Source organism: Shinella sp. HY16, assembly GCF_028534175.1.
Taxonomy (GTDB): domain Bacteria; phylum Pseudomonadota; class Alphaproteobacteria; order Rhizobiales; family Rhizobiaceae; genus Shinella.
Genome location: NZ_JAHYXL010000003.1, coordinates 499303 through 517625, shown reverse-complemented (window position 1 = coordinate 517625; position 18323 = coordinate 499303). Strand labels below are relative to the sequence as shown.

The 18323-nt window shown below is 64.0% G+C and carries 19 protein-coding genes; 4 read left to right on the top strand and 15 right to left on the bottom strand.

The annotated features are described in order from the left end of the window. Positions 1 to 60: 60 nt before the first annotated feature. The 4 genes from K0P03_RS28800 to K0P03_RS28785 are packed head-to-tail and all read right to left on the bottom strand — an operon-like array spanning position 61 to position 3960. Positions 61 to 1095 carry an extracellular solute-binding protein gene (locus tag K0P03_RS28800; protein WP_037409688.1) on the bottom strand — a complete coding sequence of 345 codons (1035 nt, stop codon included), beginning with the start codon at positions 1093 to 1095 and terminating at the stop codon, positions 61 to 63. Positions 1096 to 1137: 42 nt separating this feature from the next. Then, the gene (locus K0P03_RS28795) at positions 1138 to 1941 is read right to left on the bottom strand and encodes an ABC transporter permease (protein ID WP_023514514.1); all 804 of its coding nucleotides are present in this window, start codon (positions 1939 to 1941) and stop codon (positions 1138 to 1140) included. Then, a complete protein-coding gene (locus K0P03_RS28790; RefSeq protein WP_023514513.1) occupies positions 1934 to 2857 on the bottom strand; it encodes an ABC transporter permease in 924 nt (307 codons plus the stop codon). The genes K0P03_RS28795 and K0P03_RS28790 overlap by 8 nt, the downstream gene beginning before the upstream one ends. Positions 2858 to 2859: 2 nt before the next feature. After that, entirely contained in the window at positions 2860 to 3960 is a 1101-nt protein-coding gene (locus tag K0P03_RS28785; protein WP_050744652.1) for an ABC transporter ATP-binding protein, read from the bottom strand. 257 nt (positions 3961 to 4217) lie between these two features. Here K0P03_RS28785 and K0P03_RS28780 point away from each other — a divergent pair, with 257 nt between their 5' ends. The 3 genes from K0P03_RS28780 to K0P03_RS28770 all read left to right on the top strand — a co-directional run bounded on the left by K0P03_RS28780 (position 4218) and on the right by K0P03_RS28770 (position 5688). Beyond that, a complete protein-coding gene (locus K0P03_RS28780) occupies positions 4218 to 4904 on the top strand; it encodes a GntR family transcriptional regulator (protein ID WP_023514511.1) in 687 nt (228 codons plus the stop codon). Positions 4905 to 5023: 119 nt separating this feature from the next. Next, positions 5024 to 5191, top strand: coding sequence for a hypothetical protein (locus K0P03_RS28775; protein WP_023514510.1), 168 nt, complete (start codon positions 5024 to 5026; stop codon positions 5189 to 5191). Between the two features lie 32 nt (positions 5192 to 5223). Further along, on the top strand, positions 5224 to 5688 hold the full coding sequence (locus tag K0P03_RS28770; protein WP_272791365.1) for a GFA family protein: 465 nt from the start codon (positions 5224 to 5226) through the stop codon (positions 5686 to 5688). An 83-nt stretch (positions 5689 to 5771) separates the two neighbouring features. Here K0P03_RS28770 and K0P03_RS28765 read toward each other — a convergent pair whose 3' ends face one another. The 11 genes from K0P03_RS28765 to K0P03_RS28715 form a co-directional block, all read right to left on the bottom strand. After that, positions 5772 to 7430 (bottom strand): FMN-binding glutamate synthase family protein, encoded by a 1659-nt coding sequence (locus tag K0P03_RS28765; protein WP_272791364.1) that lies wholly within the window; start codon positions 7428 to 7430, stop codon positions 5772 to 5774. A 157-nt stretch (positions 7431 to 7587) separates the two neighbouring features. Beyond that, complete coding sequence (locus tag K0P03_RS28760) at positions 7588 to 7797, bottom strand: hypothetical protein (RefSeq protein WP_023514507.1); 210 nt, start codon at positions 7795 to 7797, stop codon at positions 7588 to 7590. A gap of 214 nt (positions 7798 to 8011) precedes the next feature. Further along, positions 8012 to 8551, bottom strand: a complete 540-nt coding sequence (locus K0P03_RS28755) for an NUDIX hydrolase (protein ID WP_336314304.1) — start codon at positions 8549 to 8551, stop codon at positions 8012 to 8014. After that, positions 8548 to 8718 carry a hypothetical protein gene (locus tag K0P03_RS28750; protein ID WP_272791363.1) on the bottom strand — a complete coding sequence of 57 codons (171 nt, stop codon included), beginning with the start codon at positions 8716 to 8718 and terminating at the stop codon, positions 8548 to 8550. Before K0P03_RS28750 ends, K0P03_RS28755 begins: the two co-directional genes overlap by 4 nt. A gap of 316 nt (positions 8719 to 9034) precedes the next feature. Next, positions 9035 to 10021 carry an ABC transporter ATP-binding protein gene (locus K0P03_RS28745; RefSeq protein ID WP_037409682.1) on the bottom strand — a complete coding sequence of 329 codons (987 nt, stop codon included), beginning with the start codon at positions 10019 to 10021 and terminating at the stop codon, positions 9035 to 9037. 8 nt (positions 10022 to 10029) lie between these two features. Beyond that, the gene (locus tag K0P03_RS28740) at positions 10030 to 10989 is read right to left on the bottom strand and encodes an ABC transporter ATP-binding protein (RefSeq protein ID WP_272791362.1); all 960 of its coding nucleotides are present in this window, start codon (positions 10987 to 10989) and stop codon (positions 10030 to 10032) included. Further along, positions 10986 to 11957, bottom strand: coding sequence for an ABC transporter permease (locus K0P03_RS28735; protein ID WP_050744648.1), 972 nt, complete (start codon positions 11955 to 11957; stop codon positions 10986 to 10988). Before K0P03_RS28735 ends, K0P03_RS28740 begins: the two co-directional genes overlap by 4 nt. After that, on the bottom strand, positions 11957 to 12973 hold the full coding sequence (locus K0P03_RS28730) for an ABC transporter permease (protein WP_272791361.1): 1017 nt from the start codon (positions 12971 to 12973) through the stop codon (positions 11957 to 11959). Before K0P03_RS28730 ends, K0P03_RS28735 begins: the two co-directional genes overlap by 1 nt. 21 nt (positions 12974 to 12994) lie before the next feature. After that, positions 12995 to 14656, bottom strand: coding sequence for an ABC transporter substrate-binding protein (locus K0P03_RS28725; RefSeq protein ID WP_050744647.1), 1662 nt, complete (start codon positions 14654 to 14656; stop codon positions 12995 to 12997). Between the two features lie 25 nt (positions 14657 to 14681). Continuing rightward, positions 14682 to 15587 (bottom strand): proline iminopeptidase-family hydrolase, encoded by a 906-nt coding sequence (locus K0P03_RS28720; RefSeq protein WP_050744646.1) that lies wholly within the window; start codon positions 15585 to 15587, stop codon positions 14682 to 14684. A 21-nt stretch (positions 15588 to 15608) separates the two neighbouring features. Further along, on the bottom strand, positions 15609 to 17123 hold the full coding sequence (locus K0P03_RS28715) for a leucyl aminopeptidase (RefSeq protein ID WP_050744645.1): 1515 nt from the start codon (positions 17121 to 17123) through the stop codon (positions 15609 to 15611). Between the two features lie 259 nt (positions 17124 to 17382). On the opposite strand from K0P03_RS28715, the gene K0P03_RS28710 reads away from it, so the two are divergent. Continuing rightward, a complete protein-coding gene (locus tag K0P03_RS28710) occupies positions 17383 to 18285 on the top strand; it encodes a LysR family transcriptional regulator (protein WP_023514497.1) in 903 nt (300 codons plus the stop codon). The last annotated feature ends 38 nt before the right edge of the window (positions 18286 to 18323 follow it).

Sequence of the window (18323 nt, the reverse complement as noted above, 5' to 3'; positions counted from 1 at the left end):
CGCGGGAAGGCGCAAAGCCTTCCCGCGTCCAGCTGTCCTCGGTTTTCGCAGCCTTGCCGCTTACTTCTGCAGTTCGGTCCAGATCTTCGTGTAGAGCTGCTGCACATCCGGTTCGCAGCTTGCAAGGAATTGGCCTGCAGGCTCGAATTCAGCCGGCACGACCAGTTCCGGTGCATTCTGCATTTCCGCCGGCAGGAACTTTTCGGAACCCTTGATGCCGTTGGAATACTTGGCGAAGGCGGAGATCAGGGCCGCGTTTTCCGGATCCATGATGAAGTTCATGAACAGCTTGGCATTCTCGGTGTTCTTCGCATCCTTCAGCAGCGCGACGCTGTCCATGAAGTAGGGGAAACCTTCCTTCGGGTAACCGAACTTGATGTCGGCGTTCTTCAGGCGCGAGCGCATGATGGCGCCGTTCCAGTAGTAGACGGCGGCATAGTCGCCGGCCGGCAGCTTCTCGGTCACGCTGTAGTCCATGGCGAGCCATTTCGTCTTCGCCTCGACGAGCTTGTCGCGGACCTTGCGCAGCACGTCCTTGTCCATCGTGCACCATTCGCCGCCGAAGTACTTGATGGTGGCGAAGAGCACGTCGTTCATTTCCGGCGCGACGTTGATCTTGCCGGCAAGTTCCGCCGGCGGATCCAGGAAGATCGCCGAGGTGTTGATGTCGCCCTTGTAGACGGAAGCGTTGACGCCAATGCCGGTCAGGCCCCACTGCCACGGAACGGTGTAGTGACGGCCCGGATCCCACGGCACGTCGACCCAGCGCGTATCGACATTCTTGAAGTTCTCCATCTGGTCCGGACGGGCTTCCTGCAGCAGGCCTTCCTTGACCCAGATCTGCACGTAGTTCGCCGACGGTACGACGATGTCGAAGCCGTGGCCGCCGGCGCGGACCTTGGCAAGTGCCGTGTCGTTCGAATCATAGTCCGTGACCGTCACTTTGACGTCGAACTTCGCCTCGAACTTCTTGATCAGCTCCGGGTTGGTATAGTCACCCCAGTTGTAGATATTGAGCTCGCCCGCTGCCGAGGCGGCACCTGCCGTCGCCAGCATGGCAATGGCCGCCGTCGCGGTCGTCGTCATCCATTTCATTTTCATTCTCTGTTCCTCTCTGTCGTTTGTTCGTCGAGATGATTACTGTTTTTTTCGGTTGATGAAGAAGAAGATCACGACGAGTGCCGTCGAAAGCGCCAGGAAGACCGTGGCGATGGCATTGATCTCGGGTGTCGTCTCGCGCCGGAGCTGTCCCAGCATGTAGGTCGGCAGGGTATCCTGACCACCGGATTTCACGAATTCCGTGATGACGACGTCATCCAGGGAGATGACGAAGGACAACATGAAGCCAGCGATGACCGCCGGGCGCAGCAGCGGCAGGGTCACATGCCGGAAGGTCTGCCAGCGCGAGGCATAAAGGTCGGCCGCCGCCCGCTCCAGCGTCAGGTCCATGCTCTCCAGCCGGGCACGGATGGGCAGGTAGGCGAAGGGAATGCAGAAGGCGGTATGTGCGACGATCAGGTAGCCGAGCCCCGAATAGCCGGTCCAGACCTTGATGCGCGAGAAGACGATGAGCAGCGCCACGGCTGTCACGATCTCCGGTACCATCAGCGGCTGGTTGATGAGCGCATACTTGAAGGTGAGGCCGCGATAGGGCGTCGTGCGCGTCGTCGCGAGAGCCGCCATGGTGGCGGCGATCGTGGCAAGGAGAGCGGCCCAGACCGCGATGATCAGCGAGCGGATGGCCGCGTCCTGAACGGCCGCGTTCTGCCAGGCGGCGACGAACCAGCGTGCCGAGAAACCATCCCAGCGCGACAGGGATTCCGCCCCGTTGAAGGAGTAGATGACCAGCGCGGCGATCGGCAGGTAAAGCGCAAAAAAGGTGAAGAGGGTGATGAGCCCGAAACCAGGCTGCGAGCGGATGTCGAAATGCGATTTAAACATGGCTCGAACCTCCCCGCGAGGCATTGCGCACGTAGAAGATCAGCGCAACCATCACCAGCGCCATCAGGGTGATAGACATGGCGGCGCCGAGCGGCCAGTTGCGGCCCGATCCGAACTGCATCTCGATGAGGTTGCCGAGCATCATGTTCTTGCCGCCGCCGAGCACGCGCGGAATGACGTAGGCACCGAGCGAGGGAATGAAGACGAGGATGGAGCCGGCGATGATGCCGGGCTTCACCAGCGGGATCACGATGCCGCGCAGGACCTGCAGGCGGCTCGCATAGAGATCGTAGCCCGCCTCCACCAGCCGGAAATCGAGCTTCTCGATCGAGGCATAGAGCGGCAGCACCATGAGCGGCAGGTAGACATAGGTCATGCCGAGCAGGTTGGCGGTGTCCGTGTACATGATCTGCAGGGGGGAATCGATCACGCCGAGCCAGATCAGGGCGTTGTTGAGCAGACCTTCGTTGCGGATGACCTGCTGCATGGCGAAAGTGCGGATCAGAAGGTTGGTCCAGAACGGGATCGTCACCAGGAAGACCCAGATCTCACGGGTATGCGCCGGGCGCGTCGCGATGAAGTAAGCGGTCGGAAAGCCGAGGATCAGGGTGAGGAGCGTCGTGAAGAACGACAGCTGGAGCGAGCGCCAGATAATCGACAGATGCGCATCCGCAAGCCCGAGCGTATCGTCGAATATGTCGCGCTGGAAGAAGACCGAGACCCAGCCGTCGAGCGAGAACTCCCCGAACTTGACGTCGCCGTAGTCGCCCTTCGCCATGAAGGAGTAGAGCAGCATCACGAGCAGCGGGCCGACGGCCGCAAAGAAGATGATGAGCAGGGCCGGCGTGCTGAGCAGCCAGCGGGAGCGGATGTCCTTTTTCTGCGCCGCGAGAGCGGCCTGCTGTGCGCCGCTCATCGTCAATCCCTCAAGATCTGGGCGACGTCGTCGCTGAGGCTGATGCCGACCACCTCGTCCTTCGAAAAGCCGCAGGACCCGCTGCGGGCATTCTGCTGGCGCACGGTGAAGGTCGTGCCGTCCTCGAGGCGAATGTGGAAATGCGTGTCCGTGCCGAGATAGACGATTTCGTGGATGGTGCCGCGCAACACCGAAGACGGCGAGGGGGCTGCGACCTGGGCATGTTCGGGACGGACGACAACAGTCACCTTGCCGCCGGGCGTCAGGTCGGCCGGGAAGGTCGCCGGGATCTCCGCGCCGGAGGAGAGCCGCACGCGGGCCCGGTCGCCGGAAACCGCAACGACCTCGGCCGAAAGGAAATTCGTCTCGCCGATGAAGTCGGCCACGAAACGTTCGGCCGGACGGTCGTAGATATCCCAGGGCGAGCCCACCTGGCGCACCGTGCCCGTCGACATGACGGCGATGCGATCGGACATGGTGAGCGCTTCCTCCTGGTCGTGCGTGACGAAGACGAAGGTGATGCCGGTTTCGGTCTGGAGGCGCTTCAGCTCCATCTGCATGGACTTGCGCAGTTTCAGGTCGAGCGCGGAAAGCGGTTCATCGAGCAGCAGCACCTTCGGTTGCGGCGCGAGAGCCCGGGCGAGCGCCACGCGCTGCTGCTGGCCGCCGGAAAGCTGGGTGACCGGATTGTCGCCTCGCCCATCCAGATGGACAAGCTTCAGCATGTCCTTGACGACGCTGTCGATTTCCGAGCGAGGCTTGCCCAGCATCTTGAGGCCGAAACCGATGTTCTCGGCCACCGTCAGGTGCGGGAAGAGGGCATAGTTCTGGAAGACCGTGTTGACGGGCCGCTGGTTCGGCAGAAGGCTGGAAATATCCACGCCATCGAGCAGGACCTGTCCTTCGGTCGGCAGCTCGAAGCCGGCGATCATACGCAGGAGCGTAGTCTTGCCGCAGCCGGAAGGGCCGAGAAGGGTGAAGAATTCATTCGACCGGATATCCAGCGTCACATTGTCGACGGCCTGGAAATTGCCGAACCATTTCTTGATGCCATGCATGCCGATGGCACCGCCATGGGCCGCGGTCGTTCGGGTCTCAGTCATCGGTTCCCCGTTTATCGTCCGGCCGCCCGAGCGTGCTCCGCCCAAAGCGCCGGCTGTCCTCTGTCCGACCGCTGATCGCGGTTCTTATGTGATAGGCTTATCTTGCTTATGATCACAACAAATCATAATTTGATCAAATCTGTAAAGGGTGATTTTGAGCTTTGCGATTTTATCCGCCTTGCGTGCAAGGGTCGCAGAATTCAGCCCAGAGACGATAAGCCGGCAGAGGCCGGGTCGACAGAGGGGAGGGTTTCCGCATGCTGGTTGCTGCCGGTCGCGAAGCGTCCGAATCCGCCAAGCAATGGGTCTACCGCGTGCTGCGGCGGGCCGTCATGACGGGCCAGTTCGAGCCGGGCGATCCGGTGACGATCAACGGCCTGGCCGAATCCCTCGGCGTCAGCGCCATGCCGGTGCGCGAGGCGCTGCACAGGCTGGTTGCCGACGGCGCGCTGGAACTGCTCGATAATCGCCGCGTCCGCGTGCCGGACATTGATCCGCAGCGCTTCGAAGAGGTGCTGGAGGCCCGCATCGCGCTCGAAACCCGCGCCGCCGAACGCGCCATGCCCTTCATCGATGAGGCCCGACTCGCGCGCCTGCGCGCCTTCGACCAGCAGGCCGACGAGGCACTGGCACGGCGCGATTTCGGCCGCCTCGTGGAGGCGAATTTCGATTTCCACCGCTGCCTCTACGAGGCCCGGCCGGGCACGGTGATGCTGCCGCTGATCGAATCCCTCTGGCTGCGCCTTGCGCCCTTCATGCGCCGGGCGGGCGAAACCCTTTCCGCCACCTACCAGATCGACCGCCACGCCGAAGCGCTCGCTGCCATCGTCGCGCGCAATCCCGACGCGCTCAAGGCGGCCATCGCCGCCGACATCCGCGACGGCACGGGCCATCTCGGGCAGATGCATTTCGAACAGATGGGCGCCGCGCGGAAGGCGAGTTGACGGCACCGGGGTTTCCACGACAACCCGACCGGTATTCTTCTTTGGTGAGCGCTTGCAGAAAGGGGCAGATCGCCGGTAAAGCTCTCGGCGACTGCCAAGCCCGCGCACCGGAGGATGCCATGAACGACAACAATGTTCTGAAATTCGAACGCCGGAAGCCGCAGCAGGAAAACAAGAACACTCCGAAGGCGCCGCAACCGAAAAAGGGCCTCATCTGGATAGCCGTTCTCGCGGTGATCGTCCTTGTCTGGGCCTATTACCAGTTCATCGCGCCACAGACGCTGTAAGCGGGCGGGACCGATCGTCGAAGGAGGCCCCAATGGCGCACGGAGAAAATCCCCTCGACAAGGATATCGACACCATCGGCGGCGCCTGCCACTGCGGCTCCGTCCGCTTCCGGGTTCGCCTTGCAAATGGGCTGCACAGCGCACGCCGTTGCTCCTGTTCCTATTGCCGCATGCGCGGCGCCATCGCGGTTTCCGCCAATCTCTCCGACATCGCCATCGAGGAGGGCGAGGAGCTGCTTACCCTCTACCAGTTCAACACGAAGACAGCGAAACACTATTTCTGCGCACGCTGCGGCATCTATACCCACCACCAGCGCCGCTCCAACCCTGAGCAATACGGTGTCAACGTCGCCTGCCTCGAGGGCATCAGCCCCTTCGATTTTTCTGAAATTCCAGTCAACGACGGCGTCTCGCATCCATCCGACAGGCCAGCCGGAATCGGCCCAAGCCTTGCGGGCGTGTTGCGGTTCATTCCGGCTGATGAGTCCGAGCCCTAAGAGACCGGCAAACGATCACATAAGCTTAATTATGGAACACAAATACCAGGCAGCGCCCCGGCGTATCCGGGGCGCTGTAACCGTCAAGCGGCCTTGCGCTTGCGGAACGGCCCGTGGGGGATTTCCGGCGGGGCGAAGCTTTCGGCGCTGGCACGGTCCCAGCGGTCGTGCCAGTCGGCCAGTTCCGGAATTTCCGAGCCGGAGACGAGAAAGCCCTCGGGCAGATAGGGATAGGCCTCGTTGCCGTCGAGGAACTCGTTGTCCTTCTGCCGGAACATGAAGTGGTAAGGCATGAAATCGCTCGGATCGCCAAGGCCGGCGGCACCGGCGATCTCGCCCAGCGCATGCATGGTATTGCGATGGAACCGCGCGACGCGGTCGCTCTTGTCGCCAAGATCGATCGCGCGCTGACGCACGGGGTCCTGGGTGGCGATGCCGACCGGACAGCGATTGGTGTGACAGGACTGCGCCTGGATGCAGCCGATGGCAAACATGAAGCCGCGCGCGGCGTTGCACCAGTCCGCGCCAAGGGCCAGCGTGCGGGCAATGTCGAAGGCGGAGACGATCTTGCCCGCCGCGCCGATGCGGACCTGGTTGCGGATGCCTGCGCCGCGCAGCGTGTTGTGCACGAAGGTCAACCCCTCGAGCATCGGCATCCCGACGCGGTTTGCGAACTCCACCGGGGCGGCGCCCGTTCCGCCCTCCGCACCGTCGACCACGATGAAATCGGGAACGATGCCCGTTTGAAGCATGGCCTTGACCATGCTCATGAACTCACGGCGATGACCGATGCACAGCTTGAAGCCGACCGGCTTTCCGCCGGAGAGCTCACGCAGCTGCCCGACGAACCGCATCAGGCCGATCGGGGTCGAGAATGTGCTGTGCGCAGCCGGTGAAATGCAGTCGATACCCATCGGAATGCCACGGGCCTCCGCGATTTCCGGCGAGATCTTCGAGGCCGGCAGCATGCCGCCATGGCCGGGCTTTGCCCCCTGGCTCAGCTTGATCTCGATCATCTTGATCTGGGGATCGGCAGAAAGCTGGGCGAATTTTTCAGGCGAAAAGCGGCCATTCTCGCCGCGGCAGCCGAAATAGCCGGATGCGACCTGATAGATCAGATCGCCCCCGCCCTGCCGGTGGTAGCGGCTGATGCTGCCCTCCCCCGTATCATGCGCGAAGCCGCCCTTGCGCGCGCCGGTGTTGAGGGCGAGGATGGCATTGCCCGAGAGCGAACCGAAGCTCATGGCCGAGATGTTGTAGAGGCTGGCTTCATAGGGCTGCCGGCAGGCCGGCCCACCGACGCGCACGCGGAAGTCCGTATCCGCAATGGCGACCGGCGTCGCGGAATGGGTGAGCCAAGCATAGCCGGAACCGTAGACATTCTCGATCGTGCCGAACGGCCGCTTGTCCTCAACCCCCTTGGCGCGCTGATAGACGAGGCCGCGGTCCTGCCGGTTGAACGGGACTGCGTCATTGTCGCTTTCGATGATGTACTGGCGGATTTCCGGCCGGATGCTCTCCAAGAGGAAGCGCAGATGCCCGACCACCGGATAGTTGCGCAGGATCGCGTGCCTGTGCTGGCGCAGATCGTGAATGCCGAGCAGGAACAACGCACCGCAGGCCGCGGCGACGAGGAACAGCCAGCCGCTATAGAGCAGCGCGCCGCCGAGGGAGGCGAATGCAGCCACCCCGACAAGGAAGAACACTGCATAACGCTGGTTGGAAACGAGGGCCTTTACCATATGTCTGGTCCGAAAATCGCTGGTATCGTGGGGAAATCGATGTGATCGGGGCGTTCGAGGAGGAGATGCGGCGAACGACGCCACCATGCCGGTACCACATCTTTGTGTCAGCAGATGTTTACCGGACGGTAAAGGCAATCGTTCGCCGCGCCTCACGTCACTTGAAGCCTGCGCCCGCCAGCTTCTCTGTCAGCACAGCGCGATCCTCGATGGATTGCAGGCGCACCGTCAGGGCCGTGCTCTTCACCGGAACCTGCGGCGGCAGGGAGAAAGCGATGCCCGGCAGGTTTTCCGCCGCCCACTGCCTGAAACGGGGCAGCTTGTTCGGACCGCTGATGGGGAAGGTGTGGCTATATCGAAAGCTCATATCAGGCTCTTTCTGAACAGGGGCAGGGCGGCGGCACGACGACGCGTCCGGCCTTGCTCCGCAGGTTTTGATCTCGGGTCGGAAAGCGAAATCCTGGCGCCGCGCTTGCATTTGCAGTTTGCAGCGCCAGGCTCTCAGCAGTCGGCGCCGATCCTGCGGATAGGGCGTGAGGAACCACGGCGGCGGGCGAGACGGAGCGAAACCATCGGCTCCCTCACCGTTCGCCGGTCTGCGGCTCGCCGGGCGGGTACGTCCACCCGGCAAGTGGACCGAGCGACCGCAGCGCTTCCGAGGAGGCGTCGAGCGACCGCACGAAGGCGGCAAGCTCCGTGTCGTCGAGACGTTCGGCCGCCGCGGTGAGGGAAAACCAGCGCCGCTGCCTTTGCCCCTTCTCGCGCCAATGGCTCAGCGTGCCGCGCACCTTCATGCCGAACACCGTGACGCGGCAGGAAACCTCCGAGCCGTCATCCAGTGCCTTCCAGTAGCGATAGGAGGTCACAGGCGAAGGAGAGATATCGCCGATGATGCCAGCCTCCTCAAAGGCCTCACGGGAGGCCGCGGCCGCCGCCGATCGCCCTTTCATCGGCCATCCCTTGGGCACGATCCACCGCCCGCGCCGGCGCGAAGTGATGAGCAACATCTTCGGCTCGCCATCGCGCCGCAGGCGCCAGGGGAGCACCCCGACCTGCTGCAGTTCATCGCAGTGACCGGCCTCGGGGGCGGGAACGCTGGTGCGTGCCTTGCCTCTCATCATGCCCTCCCCTCGCTGCGCAGGAAGAAGACCGCCACGCCGGGCCCGTGGCGGACGCCGCAGGCAGAGCGGACGAGAATGGGCGCCTTGCACCAGGGGCAACGGCTGGCTGCGCGCGGCAGGCGCCGGTCGCAGGTGAGGCAGGTTTTCAGGGAATGAGACGTGGACATGGAAACGCTCCATCGGAACGCCACAAGGGCGAACGACATGAACCGCACTGTTGGATTGTGGGGTTCCCGGAGCGGCGGGATTTGCGGCGGCGTTACAGGATCAAGACAGCCGGCTCCGGGTCAGGGAGCGCGCTTGATCGCGAAACCTCGAAATTCTGGCGGGCGTTTCCATAGTCATAGCCTGCACTTGGCCGTTCAATGCGGCAAATTCAAGAGGGTGCGTCCTTCTGCAGCATGCCACGGCGCACGACAGCAACGCCGACAACGAAGCATCACGATGCTGGACAGAACAGAAAAAACCCGTCCTGCCCAAGCCTCACAGCGTCGGAAAATGGCAGGCCACCTTACGGCCATTGCCATGCGCCTGCGCCTCGGGTCGCTCCGTCCGGCAGCGGTCCTTCGCGATCGGACAGCGTGGATGGAAACGGCAGCCGGAGGGTGGGTTGAGCGGACTTGGCACGTCGCCGGTAAGGAGGATGCGCCTGCGCGCGCCGCTCGGCGTCGTCTCGACGATCGGAACCGCCGAGATCAGCGCCTGGCTGTAGGGGTGGGCCGGCGCAGAGAAGACCTCCTCGGCAGGTCCCTCCTCGACGACGGACCCCAGATACATGACCGCGATGCGGGTCGAGACCTGGCGCACCACCGAGAGGTCATGGGCAATGAAGATATAGGTGAGGCCAAGCTTTTCCTGGAGATCGGCAAGCAGGTTGACGATCTGCGCCTGTACCGAGACGTCGAGTGCGGAAACAGGTTCATCCAGCACGACGAGATCGGGATTGAGGGCGATGGCGCGTGCGATACCGACACGCTGGCGCTGGCCGCCGGAGAATTCGTGCGGATAGCGCCCGACATGGTCCGGCAGGAGGCCGACGATGTCGAAAAGTTCTGCAACCCGCTTGTCGATCTCGCTAGAGGAGAGTTTCGTGTGGATACGCAGCGGCTCGGCGACGAGATCGCCGACGCGCCGGCGCGGGTTCAGCGAGGCGGACGGATCCTGGAAAACCATCTGCAGGCGGCGACGCAACGGGCGCAGCTCCCGCAGCGACCGGGCGGTGATGTCCTCGCCCTCGAACAGGAGCTTGCCGTCGGAGACCTCGTAAAGCCGCACCAGACAGCGCGCCAATGTGGACTTGCCGCATCCCGACTCCCCGACAAGGCCGAGCGTCTCCCCGCGCCGGACCGTCAGCGAGACGTTGTCGACTGCGTGTACCGTCCGTCGTCCCTCCGCGGAAAACCGCGTGCCGATCGAAAAGCGCTTTCCGAGCGCGCGGGTTTCGAGGATCGGCTGTTCGGTGTCTGTCATTGCAGTGCTCATGCTTGCACCTCCCGGAGGCACGCCGCCGCGTGTAGGCCGGCTGGAAGGACAGGTTTCTCGGTGAGGCAGGGCTCGTAGCGCAGCGGACAGCGCGGGCCGAAGGCGCAGCCCCGCGGCAGGCGCAGCAGCGAGGGCGGTGAGCCGGGAATGGCCGGCAGGCGGTGGGGCTTCTCGCCGTTCAGCGGCGGGATCGAGCCGAGCAGGGCTCGCGTATAGGGGTGGCGCGGATCGGAGAACAACGCAGCACGGTTGCCGCGCTCCACCACCCGGCCGGCATACATCACCATCACCCGGTCGGCGAGCTCGGAGACCACGCCCATGTCATGCGTGATGAAGACGACGGCGGAGTTGTGGGTGGCCCGCAGCTTGCGCACAAGATCGAGAATGCCGGCCTGCACGGTGACGTCGAGCGCCGTGGTCGGCTCGTCGGCGACGAGCAGGGCCGGATTGCAGGAGAGCGCCATGGCGATCACCGCGCGCTGGCGCATCCCGCCGGAAAGCTGGTGCGGATAGCGCGACATCGCTTCGCGCGGATTGGGGAAGTTCACCTCGGCAAGCAGCGCCTCCACCCGCTCCAGCGCCTTTGCCTTGCTGATAGCCTCATGGGCGCGGATCTGCTCGGCAATCTGCCAGCCGATCGTATAGACCGGCGTCAGAGCGGTCATCGGATCCTGGAAGATCATGGCGATCTCCCGGCCGCGCAGGCGCCGGAGTTCTCGCGCCGGCAGGCCGACAAGCTCGCGGCCCTTGTAGCGGATGGAGCCCTCGATCGTGGCGTTGGGATCGGTGATGAGCCCCATCACCGCCAGAAGCGAGACGGTTTTGCCCGAACCCGATTCGCCGACGACGCCGAGAATCTCGCCCTCGTCGAGATCGAAGGAAACGCCGTCGATGGCCCGCACCAGGCCGTCTTCGGTGCGGAACGACACCCTGAGGTCGCGCACGGAAAGCATCATGACGTCCTCACGCGGGGATCGAGAAGGATATAGACGAAATCGACCACCGCATTGGCGATGACCACGAACATCGAGGCATACATCACCGTCGCCATGATCATCGGCAGGTCGAGATTCTGCATCGCGTCATAGGTGAGCTTGCCAATGCCGTTGAGGCCGAAGACCACTTCGGTGAGAAGCGCCGAACCGCCGACCAGCGCGCCGAAATCGAGGCCGAACAGGGTGACGAAGGAGATCAGCGAGGTCCGCAGCCCGTGGCGCAGCAGGATGCGCGTCTCCGACAGGCCCTTGGCCCGGGCGGTGCGGACGAAATCCTCCTGCATGGATTCGATGATCGCCGCGCGCAGCACGCGCCCGTAGATACCGATATAGAGCACGGCGAGCGTGATCCACGGAATGACGAGGGTGAGGAACCAGCCCTTCGGATCGCTCGTCAGCGGCTTGTAGCCGAGCGGCGGCACCCAGGAGAACAGCCAGGTATCGTGATAGCGGCTCTGGGTGATGAGGTTCATCACCTCGCCCAGCCAGTACACCGGCATGGAGATGCCGATGAGGCCGAGCGCCATCAGGAGCTTGTCGAGCCAGCTGTCGCGTGTCGCCGCGGCGATGATGCCGATGGCGACGGAGACGACCACCCAGAGGAAGGCCGCGCCGAAGACCAGCGACAGCGTGACGGGGATGGCGTCGAAGACGGCGGGAACGACCTTCCAGCCGCGGTTGACGAAGGAGGTAAGGTCGCCGGTGATGAAGATCTTCTGCATCATCAGGCCGTACTGCACGTAGAGCGGCCGGTCGAAACCGAAGGAGTGACGCACCGCTTCCAGCACCTCGGGTGAGGCATTGCGCCCGGCAATGCGTGCGGCGGGATCGGAACCGGGCGTGGCGAAGAAGATCAGGAAGACGATGACCGAGATGCCGAACATCACGAACAGCATCTGACCGAAGCGGCGAAGGATGGCGTAGATCATCAGGTGCGCCCCAGCCGGACCTTCGAGCGCGGATCCAGCGCATCGCGCAGGCCGTCGCCGAAAACGTTGAGAACCATGACGGACAGGGCAATCGTAAGGCCCGGCGCAAGCGCCACGAGCGGGCGGGTATAGAGCAGCGCCTGCCCGTCCTGGATGATGGTGCCCCAACTTGCCGCTGGCGGCTGCACGCCGATCGACAGGAACGAGAGCGCCGATTCCGTCAGCATGTTCAGCGCCATCATCAGCGGCACGAAGACGATGAGCGTGGTCGTGATGTTCGGCTGGATATCGCGCAGCAGGATGCGCCAGCCGGGCACGCCGAGATTGATGGCGGCAAGCACGAATTCGCTGTTGCGCAGCGAAAGCACCTGGCCGCGGATGGGACGGGCTACATAGGGCACATAGACGATGCCGATGATGATGACCGGTAGCCATAGCGACCCGGACTCAATGAGGATCGGCCCGATCGAGATTCCGGCGGTGATGGTCACGATGGAAAGAGAGATCGCCAGCAGATAGATCGGGAAGGCCCAGAGGATGTCGAGCAGGCGCGACAGGATCGTGTCGGTGACGCCACCGAAATAGCCGGCGACGAGCCCGGCTGCAGTTCCGACGATCAGCGTGAAGACCGTGGCGGCCGCCGCGATCATCAGCGAGTTGAGCCCGCCGTAGAGCAGGCGCGCCATGACGTCACGGCCCTGGCTGTCCGCGCCAAGGAAGTAGTTGCCGAGCTCCCAGGTGGGGCCGATCGGCGTATAGCCGAGCCCGAGCCCCTCCGTCGAGGCCTCCATGACCGGAACCTCGACGCCGTCGACCATGATGACGGCATCGAGCGTCGAGGTGAACGGATCCACGCCCGCCCAGCGCGCATAGAGCGGCGCGCTGAGACAGGAAAGGACGATGAGCAGAAACACCGCCAGGGACGCGATGGCGGCCCTGTTGCGCCTCAAACGCACGAAAGCGAGGGCCCAAGGCCCTCGCGTCCCGCGCTGCACGGCAACGACTTCATTCGACACGCAGCTTTCCTCCGCCGGGTCTTACTGTACCCACGACTGGGTGATCATCCAGTCGAACTGGCGGTTGAACTTGAAGTTACCGACGCGCTTGCTGACGAAATCGAGCCGCTTCGGCGTGAAGAGACCGATCGCCGGCGCCTGGTCGGTGACCTCCTTGTCGATCTCGCTCCACAGCGCATCGGCGGCCGCCTGGTCGGTGACGCCGAGGTCCATCGCCTTCTGCATCTTGGCATCGATATCCTTGTTGCAGAAGCCCGCGATGTTGATCGAGGCATCCGAGCCTTCGCGGAAGGAGGCGCAGCCGAACAGGATGTTCAGGAAGTTGGATGCCGCCGGGTAGTCCTTATACCACTGGCTCACCGACATCTGCACCTTGTTGTTGGTGTTCTGGATATAGGTGAACTGGATGTTGGCGGAGATCGGTTTGACGTCGGCAACGTAACCGATGCTGGTCAGGACGCTCTGCAGATAGACGCCGATGGAGCGCGAAACGGCCGTGTCCTCGACGATGACGGTGACCTTCTGGCCCTTGGTGCCCGACTCCTCGACAAGCTGCTTGGCCTTCTCGACATCAGGTGCCGACCACTTCGCGCCCGGGTCCTTCGTGTAGGGGCAGTAGTCCACATGGCCGGGGAAGTCCGGCGGCAAGATCTGGCAGACCGGCGAAGCGAGAACCTTGCCGCCGAAGAGTTTTACCAGCGTGTTGCGGTCGATCGCGAAGGAAACGGCCTGGCGGGCCTTCAGATTGTCGAAGGGGGCAAGGCGTGTGTTGAGCGGCGCGTACCACCAGGCCGAAAGCGGCGCGATGTGCAGCTGCTCCATATATTTGGTGCCGACTTCGGCAAGACGGTCGCTCGGCAGGGAATCGAACATCCAGTCGGCCTCGCCGTTCTGGATCGCCGTCACTGCAGCCTCTTCGGAAAGGCCGAAATCGTACTGCACGACATCGGGATAACCGTCGGGCTGGGCGTCCTCGCTCCACTGCTTGAAGTGCGGGTTGCGCGTGACGGTCATGCCCTTGTTGGGGTCGAAGGCGGAGATCGTATAGGGACCGGTGCTCGGGATCGGCACGGAACCCATGTCCTCGGCGGGCGTATCCGCCGGCAACGTCACGGCATGCGGCAGGGCGAGCTTGTAGAGGAATTCGGCGTCCGGCTTCGTCAGGTTGATGGTGATCGTGCCGGCGGCTTCGTCCCCCACCACGCCGCCTTCCAGCGTGCAGCTCTTGGTGTCGGCAAGGCATTTGTCGGCGCCGACGATGCCTGCGTAGAAGGTACCGGAGGTCGGGCCGGAGACCTTGAAGATGCGCTGGAACGAGGCGACCACATCCTTCACGCCGACTTCCTGGCCGGTGGAGAACTTGATGCCCTTGCGCAGCTTGAAGGCGAAGGTCTTGCCGTCGTTGCTCACCTCCGGCAGCGCCTCGGCGAGATCGGCAACGACGGTGAAGCCGTCCATGCCCTCGGCCTTGCGGAAGGTGACGAGGCCGTCATAGATCGGCTGGTACATCTGCCAGCCCTGGGAGGTGTAGTTGATGTGCGGGTCGAGCGTACCGGCCGCCGAGCGGGCGAGCAGCCGCATGGTGCCACCGCGGTGTTCCTGAAGGTATTCGGCCTTGGCCGGGGCCAGCGATGCGCCGGCGATGAGTGCGACGGCCGATGCCGTCAGAAGCAGTTTCTTCATGTTCGATCCCCTTTTCTCTCTGTTTCTACCTGTCATGCTGATTGAGAAAATCTCCCACCACCCGCATGCAGTCGTCCTGTTCCTCGACATGCGGCATGTGGCTGGAATGCTCGAATATCTCCCACCGCGCACCCTTGATACCGTCCTTGAAGGGCTGCACGGTCGCAGGCGTGGCTTCGTCATGGCGCCCGGAGAGGATCAGCGTCGGCGTGTCGATGGCCGGCAGGCGGTCGATGATGCTCCAGGTCTTCAGCGTGCCGATGACGTGGAATTCGTTCGGCCCGTTCATCAGCGTGTAGACGGTCGGGTTGCGCGCGGCCTGCTCGAAGCTCGCCGTCACCTCCGGCGGGAACGGCACGACGCGACAGACATGCCGTTCGTAGAAGGCCATCGTTGCCGCCTGGTAATCAGGATGGTCCGTCGTGCCCGCCGCCTCGTGCCGCGTCAACGTGTCCTGCACGTCCGCAGGCAGGTCGGCGCGCAGCCGGTTCGCCTCCGCGACCCAGAGCGTCATGGAGGCGGGTGAATTGGCGATGGTCAGCGAGGCAAGTCCCTTCGGGCGCAGCACTGCGTATTCGGCGCCCAGCATGCCGCCCCAGCTCTGGCCGAGCACATGGAACCCACCCCGGATGCCGAGGTGGTCGACGAGGTTTTCCAGTTCGTCGATGAAGAGCTGCGGCGTCCAGAAGTCCGCGCCCTTCCCCGGCAGGAGGGTGGAGTTGCCGCATCCGAGTTGGTCGTAGTGGATGACGGCCCGGCCGTCACGGGCAAGCAGCTTGTAGGCGTCGACATAGTTGTGCGCAACGCCCGGCCCGCCGTGCAGGATCACCACTGGCAGCTTGTCGCCAGCGAGGTCACCGCTGATGCGATACCAGGTTTCGTACCCCCTGAACTGCGCCCGCCCCTCGGTGCTGTTGATCGTCGCCGACATTCCCATTCCTTTCCCGGACATTCAAGCGCCTTTCCGACTGGCCTGAACCCACTCTTCCAGCATCTGCACGCCAAAGGCCGTCGCCCCTTGCCGGCCGAGCGGCCGGTCCTCGCCCGCCAGTTCCTTGCCGGCGATGTCGAGATGCACCCAGGGGCGATCCTCGGTGAAATGGCGCAGGAAAGCCGCAGCATAGGGCGCGTCGCCATCTTCCATGTCCTTGGCGTGATGGCGCAGGTCCGCCAATGGCGATTTAAGACCCTCGTCATAGGCCCGGTCGAGCGGCATGCGCCAGAAACGCTCGCCGACCGTTTCGCCGGCAGCGATCATTTCGGCGGCAACCGTGTCGTCGGCGCTGAACAGGCCGGCAAAGATCGAGCCGAGGCCGCGCATCACCGAATAGGTCAGCGTCGCGAGATCGACGATGACGGAGGGCTCGAAACGCGTCGCCGTATAATAGAGACAGTCGGCGAGGATCAGGCGCCCCTCCGCGTCCGTGTCGAAGACTTCGACAGTCTGGCCGGAGAGAGTGGGAATGATCTCGCGCGGCTTTAGCGAATGGCCGGACGGGAGGTTTTCGGCAATGCCGAGCACACCGACGGCATGCACCGGGCTCTTCTGCCGGGCGAGCGACAGGAGCAGGCCGACGACCGCCGCCGCCCCGGCCATGTCGGCCTTCATGTCGAACATCTGCGCGCCGCCCTTGATGCAGAGCCCGCCGGAATCGAAACAGACGCCCTTGCCGACGAAGGCGAGCGGCTGGTCGCCCGAGCCTTCGCCGCGATAGCGCAGCACCGCGAGCCGCGGTGGCCGCACCGACCCCGCGCCGACCGCAAGCAGCGCGTCTGCGCCAAGTTCCTTCAGCGCGGCGGCATCGAGCACTTCGACGTCGATGCCGGCCTCGCGCAGCGGCTCCAGATGCGCGGCAAAACTGTCGGGATGCAGATGGTTCGGCGGCAGATTGACCAGCGTGCGGGCATATTCGACGCCATCAGCCACGGCATTGGCACGGACAAGCGCCGCATCCAGGGCAGCTTTCTGTGCGCCGACCAGCCGCAGCCGCCAGACAGTGTCAACCTCGGCCACCGGCTTCCTGTTGCGAAGGTCGAAACGGTAGCGCCGCAGCCGCAGCCCGAGGGCGATGCGCGCCAGGATCTCCGCCGCTGAAAGCGGCGCGCCGTCGATCCGGTCGAGGAGGATCGTCGCCTCGGCCTCGTCCTTCTCTTCCAGATGCGCGGCAAGCTTCCCGCCGGCTGCCGAAAGGGCAAGCGCCGTCAGGCTCTCCGCCTTGCCGAGGGACAGGACGATGACACGCCGCGTCGATACAGTGGGTGGCGGAACGAGATCGACGACGGCACCGCTTTCGCAAAGCGCCGGTTCAGCAGAACAGGCCCGCGAGAGAATGCCGCCCATGGCCGCATCCAGCACGGCTGCACGCGCGCCGAGTGCCTGCCCGGCTGCGTGCAGGATCACGATGACGGAGCTTTCGACGGATATATCGTCTGCCGCTTCGAAGACCGGTGCGGGCGATTGGGGCATCTGGGCGTACTTCCTGTTGCAGCGCCGGTGATCGCCGCAGCCGACACCGCCTGCCCGGGAACGGCTTGCTGCCGACCCGAACCATGACGGTTACGCCACAAGCCGACCACCGCTGAAGGCGAGATGGTGCCAGAGGCCGAATAACCGTTTCCCCATGGCGACTTAGGACCCTATCTCAAATCGGTACGGGTGAAGGTTCAAGCGTCAATTTCGTCCACATCGATTGACAAAAACTCAGGTGATAATCCATGCTGATTTTATGGCTTTACCCTCCCTCAACGGCATGCGCGCATTCGAGGCCGCCGCCCGCCTCGGCAGCATCAAGGATGCAGCGGAAGAACTGCATCTGACGCCCTCGGCCGTCAGCCGGCACATCCGCACGCTGGAAAAGACCCTTGGCCAGGACCTCTTCGAGCGCGGCTTCCGGCAGGTGACGCCGACCATGCGCGGGTCCTACTATGCGCGCAGCCTCTCGGAGGCCTTCGAGGCGATCTGGCGAGCGACGGAGGATGTCAGCTTCTACGACGAGCCGCGCGGCAGCAAGGCCCGGCGCGTCAAGCTGATGTGCGAGCCGACCTTCCTCAATCTCTGGCTGGCGGATCGCCTGCCGGTCTTCCGGCGCCAGCATCCGACCGTCGATCTCGAAATCTCCACCTCCGGCAAGCGGACCAATGTCGATTTCGCCATCGTCGACGAGTTCGTCTACAAGGCCGGCCCGGCCCTGACGATGATGGTGCCGCTGCTGCTGACGCCGGTCTGTGCACCCTCCGTGCTCGAAGGCCCGATCCCGCTGCGCTCGCCCGCCGATCTGGTGCACCATCACCTGATCCACGAATGCGAGACCACGCGCTGGAAGCAATGGCTGGAGCGGGAGGGTATCGCCGATGCCCGTCCCCCGTCAGGCTCGACGCTGCATGACTGCACGCTGATCATGCGCGAGGCGATGAACGGCGCGGGCATCGCGCTCGCCGACACGATCATGGCGCAGGATCTCTTGCGCCAGGGCAAGCTGGTCGCCCCGTTCGCCGCCCGCCATGCCTATCCGGCCGGCTACTACCTGCAGCAACGGCGCAGCATCGGCAACAAACCCGGCACGCGCCTTTTCCAGGACTGGTTGTTGGCCGAGGTCGCGGAACACAAGCGCGCAATGGGCATCGAATAGAAACAACCGGGCGCCGGCCGGTCCTGTCACCATGACAA

Excerpts from the sequence above, each read along its gene's own strand:
- K0P03_RS28800 (WP_037409688.1), bottom strand. The coding sequence starts at position 1,095 with ATGAAATGGATGACGACGACCGCGACGGCGGCCATTGCCATGCTGGCG.
- K0P03_RS28795 (WP_023514514.1), bottom strand. The coding sequence starts at position 1,941 with ATGTTTAAATCGCATTTCGACATCCGCTCGCAGCCTGGTTTCGGGCTC.
- K0P03_RS28790 (WP_023514513.1), bottom strand. The coding sequence starts at position 2,857 with ATGAGCGGCGCACAGCAGGCCGCTCTCGCGGCGCAGAAAAAGGACATC.
- K0P03_RS28785 (WP_050744652.1), bottom strand. The coding sequence starts at position 3,960 with ATGACTGAGACCCGAACGACCGCGGCCCATGGCGGTGCCATCGGCATG.
- K0P03_RS28780 (WP_023514511.1), top strand. The coding sequence starts at position 4,218 with ATGCTGGTTGCTGCCGGTCGCGAAGCGTCCGAATCCGCCAAGCAATGG.
- K0P03_RS28775 (WP_023514510.1), top strand. The coding sequence starts at position 5,024 with ATGAACGACAACAATGTTCTGAAATTCGAACGCCGGAAGCCGCAGCAG.
- K0P03_RS28770 (WP_272791365.1), top strand. The coding sequence starts at position 5,224 with ATGGCGCACGGAGAAAATCCCCTCGACAAGGATATCGACACCATCGGC.
- K0P03_RS28765 (WP_272791364.1), bottom strand. The coding sequence starts at position 7,430 with ATGGTAAAGGCCCTCGTTTCCAACCAGCGTTATGCAGTGTTCTTCCTT.
- K0P03_RS28760 (WP_023514507.1), bottom strand. The coding sequence starts at position 7,797 with ATGAGCTTTCGATATAGCCACACCTTCCCCATCAGCGGTCCGAACAAG.
- K0P03_RS28755 (WP_336314304.1), bottom strand. The coding sequence starts at position 8,551 with ATGATGAGAGGCAAGGCACGCACCAGCGTTCCCGCCCCCGAGGCCGGT.
- K0P03_RS28750 (WP_272791363.1), bottom strand. The coding sequence starts at position 8,718 with ATGTCCACGTCTCATTCCCTGAAAACCTGCCTCACCTGCGACCGGCGC.
- K0P03_RS28745 (WP_037409682.1), bottom strand. The coding sequence starts at position 10,021 with ATGACAGACACCGAACAGCCGATCCTCGAAACCCGCGCGCTCGGAAAG.
- K0P03_RS28740 (WP_272791362.1), bottom strand. The coding sequence starts at position 10,989 with ATGATGCTTTCCGTGCGCGACCTCAGGGTGTCGTTCCGCACCGAAGAC.
- K0P03_RS28735 (WP_050744648.1), bottom strand. The coding sequence starts at position 11,957 with ATGATCTACGCCATCCTTCGCCGCTTCGGTCAGATGCTGTTCGTGATG.
- K0P03_RS28725 (WP_050744647.1), bottom strand. The coding sequence starts at position 14,656 with ATGAAGAAACTGCTTCTGACGGCATCGGCCGTCGCACTCATCGCCGGC.
- K0P03_RS28720 (WP_050744646.1), bottom strand. The coding sequence starts at position 15,587 with ATGTCGGCGACGATCAACAGCACCGAGGGGCGGGCGCAGTTCAGGGGG.
- K0P03_RS28715 (WP_050744645.1), bottom strand. The coding sequence starts at position 17,123 with ATGCCCCAATCGCCCGCACCGGTCTTCGAAGCGGCAGACGATATATCC.
- K0P03_RS28710 (WP_023514497.1), top strand. The coding sequence starts at position 17,383 with ATGGCTTTACCCTCCCTCAACGGCATGCGCGCATTCGAGGCCGCCGCC.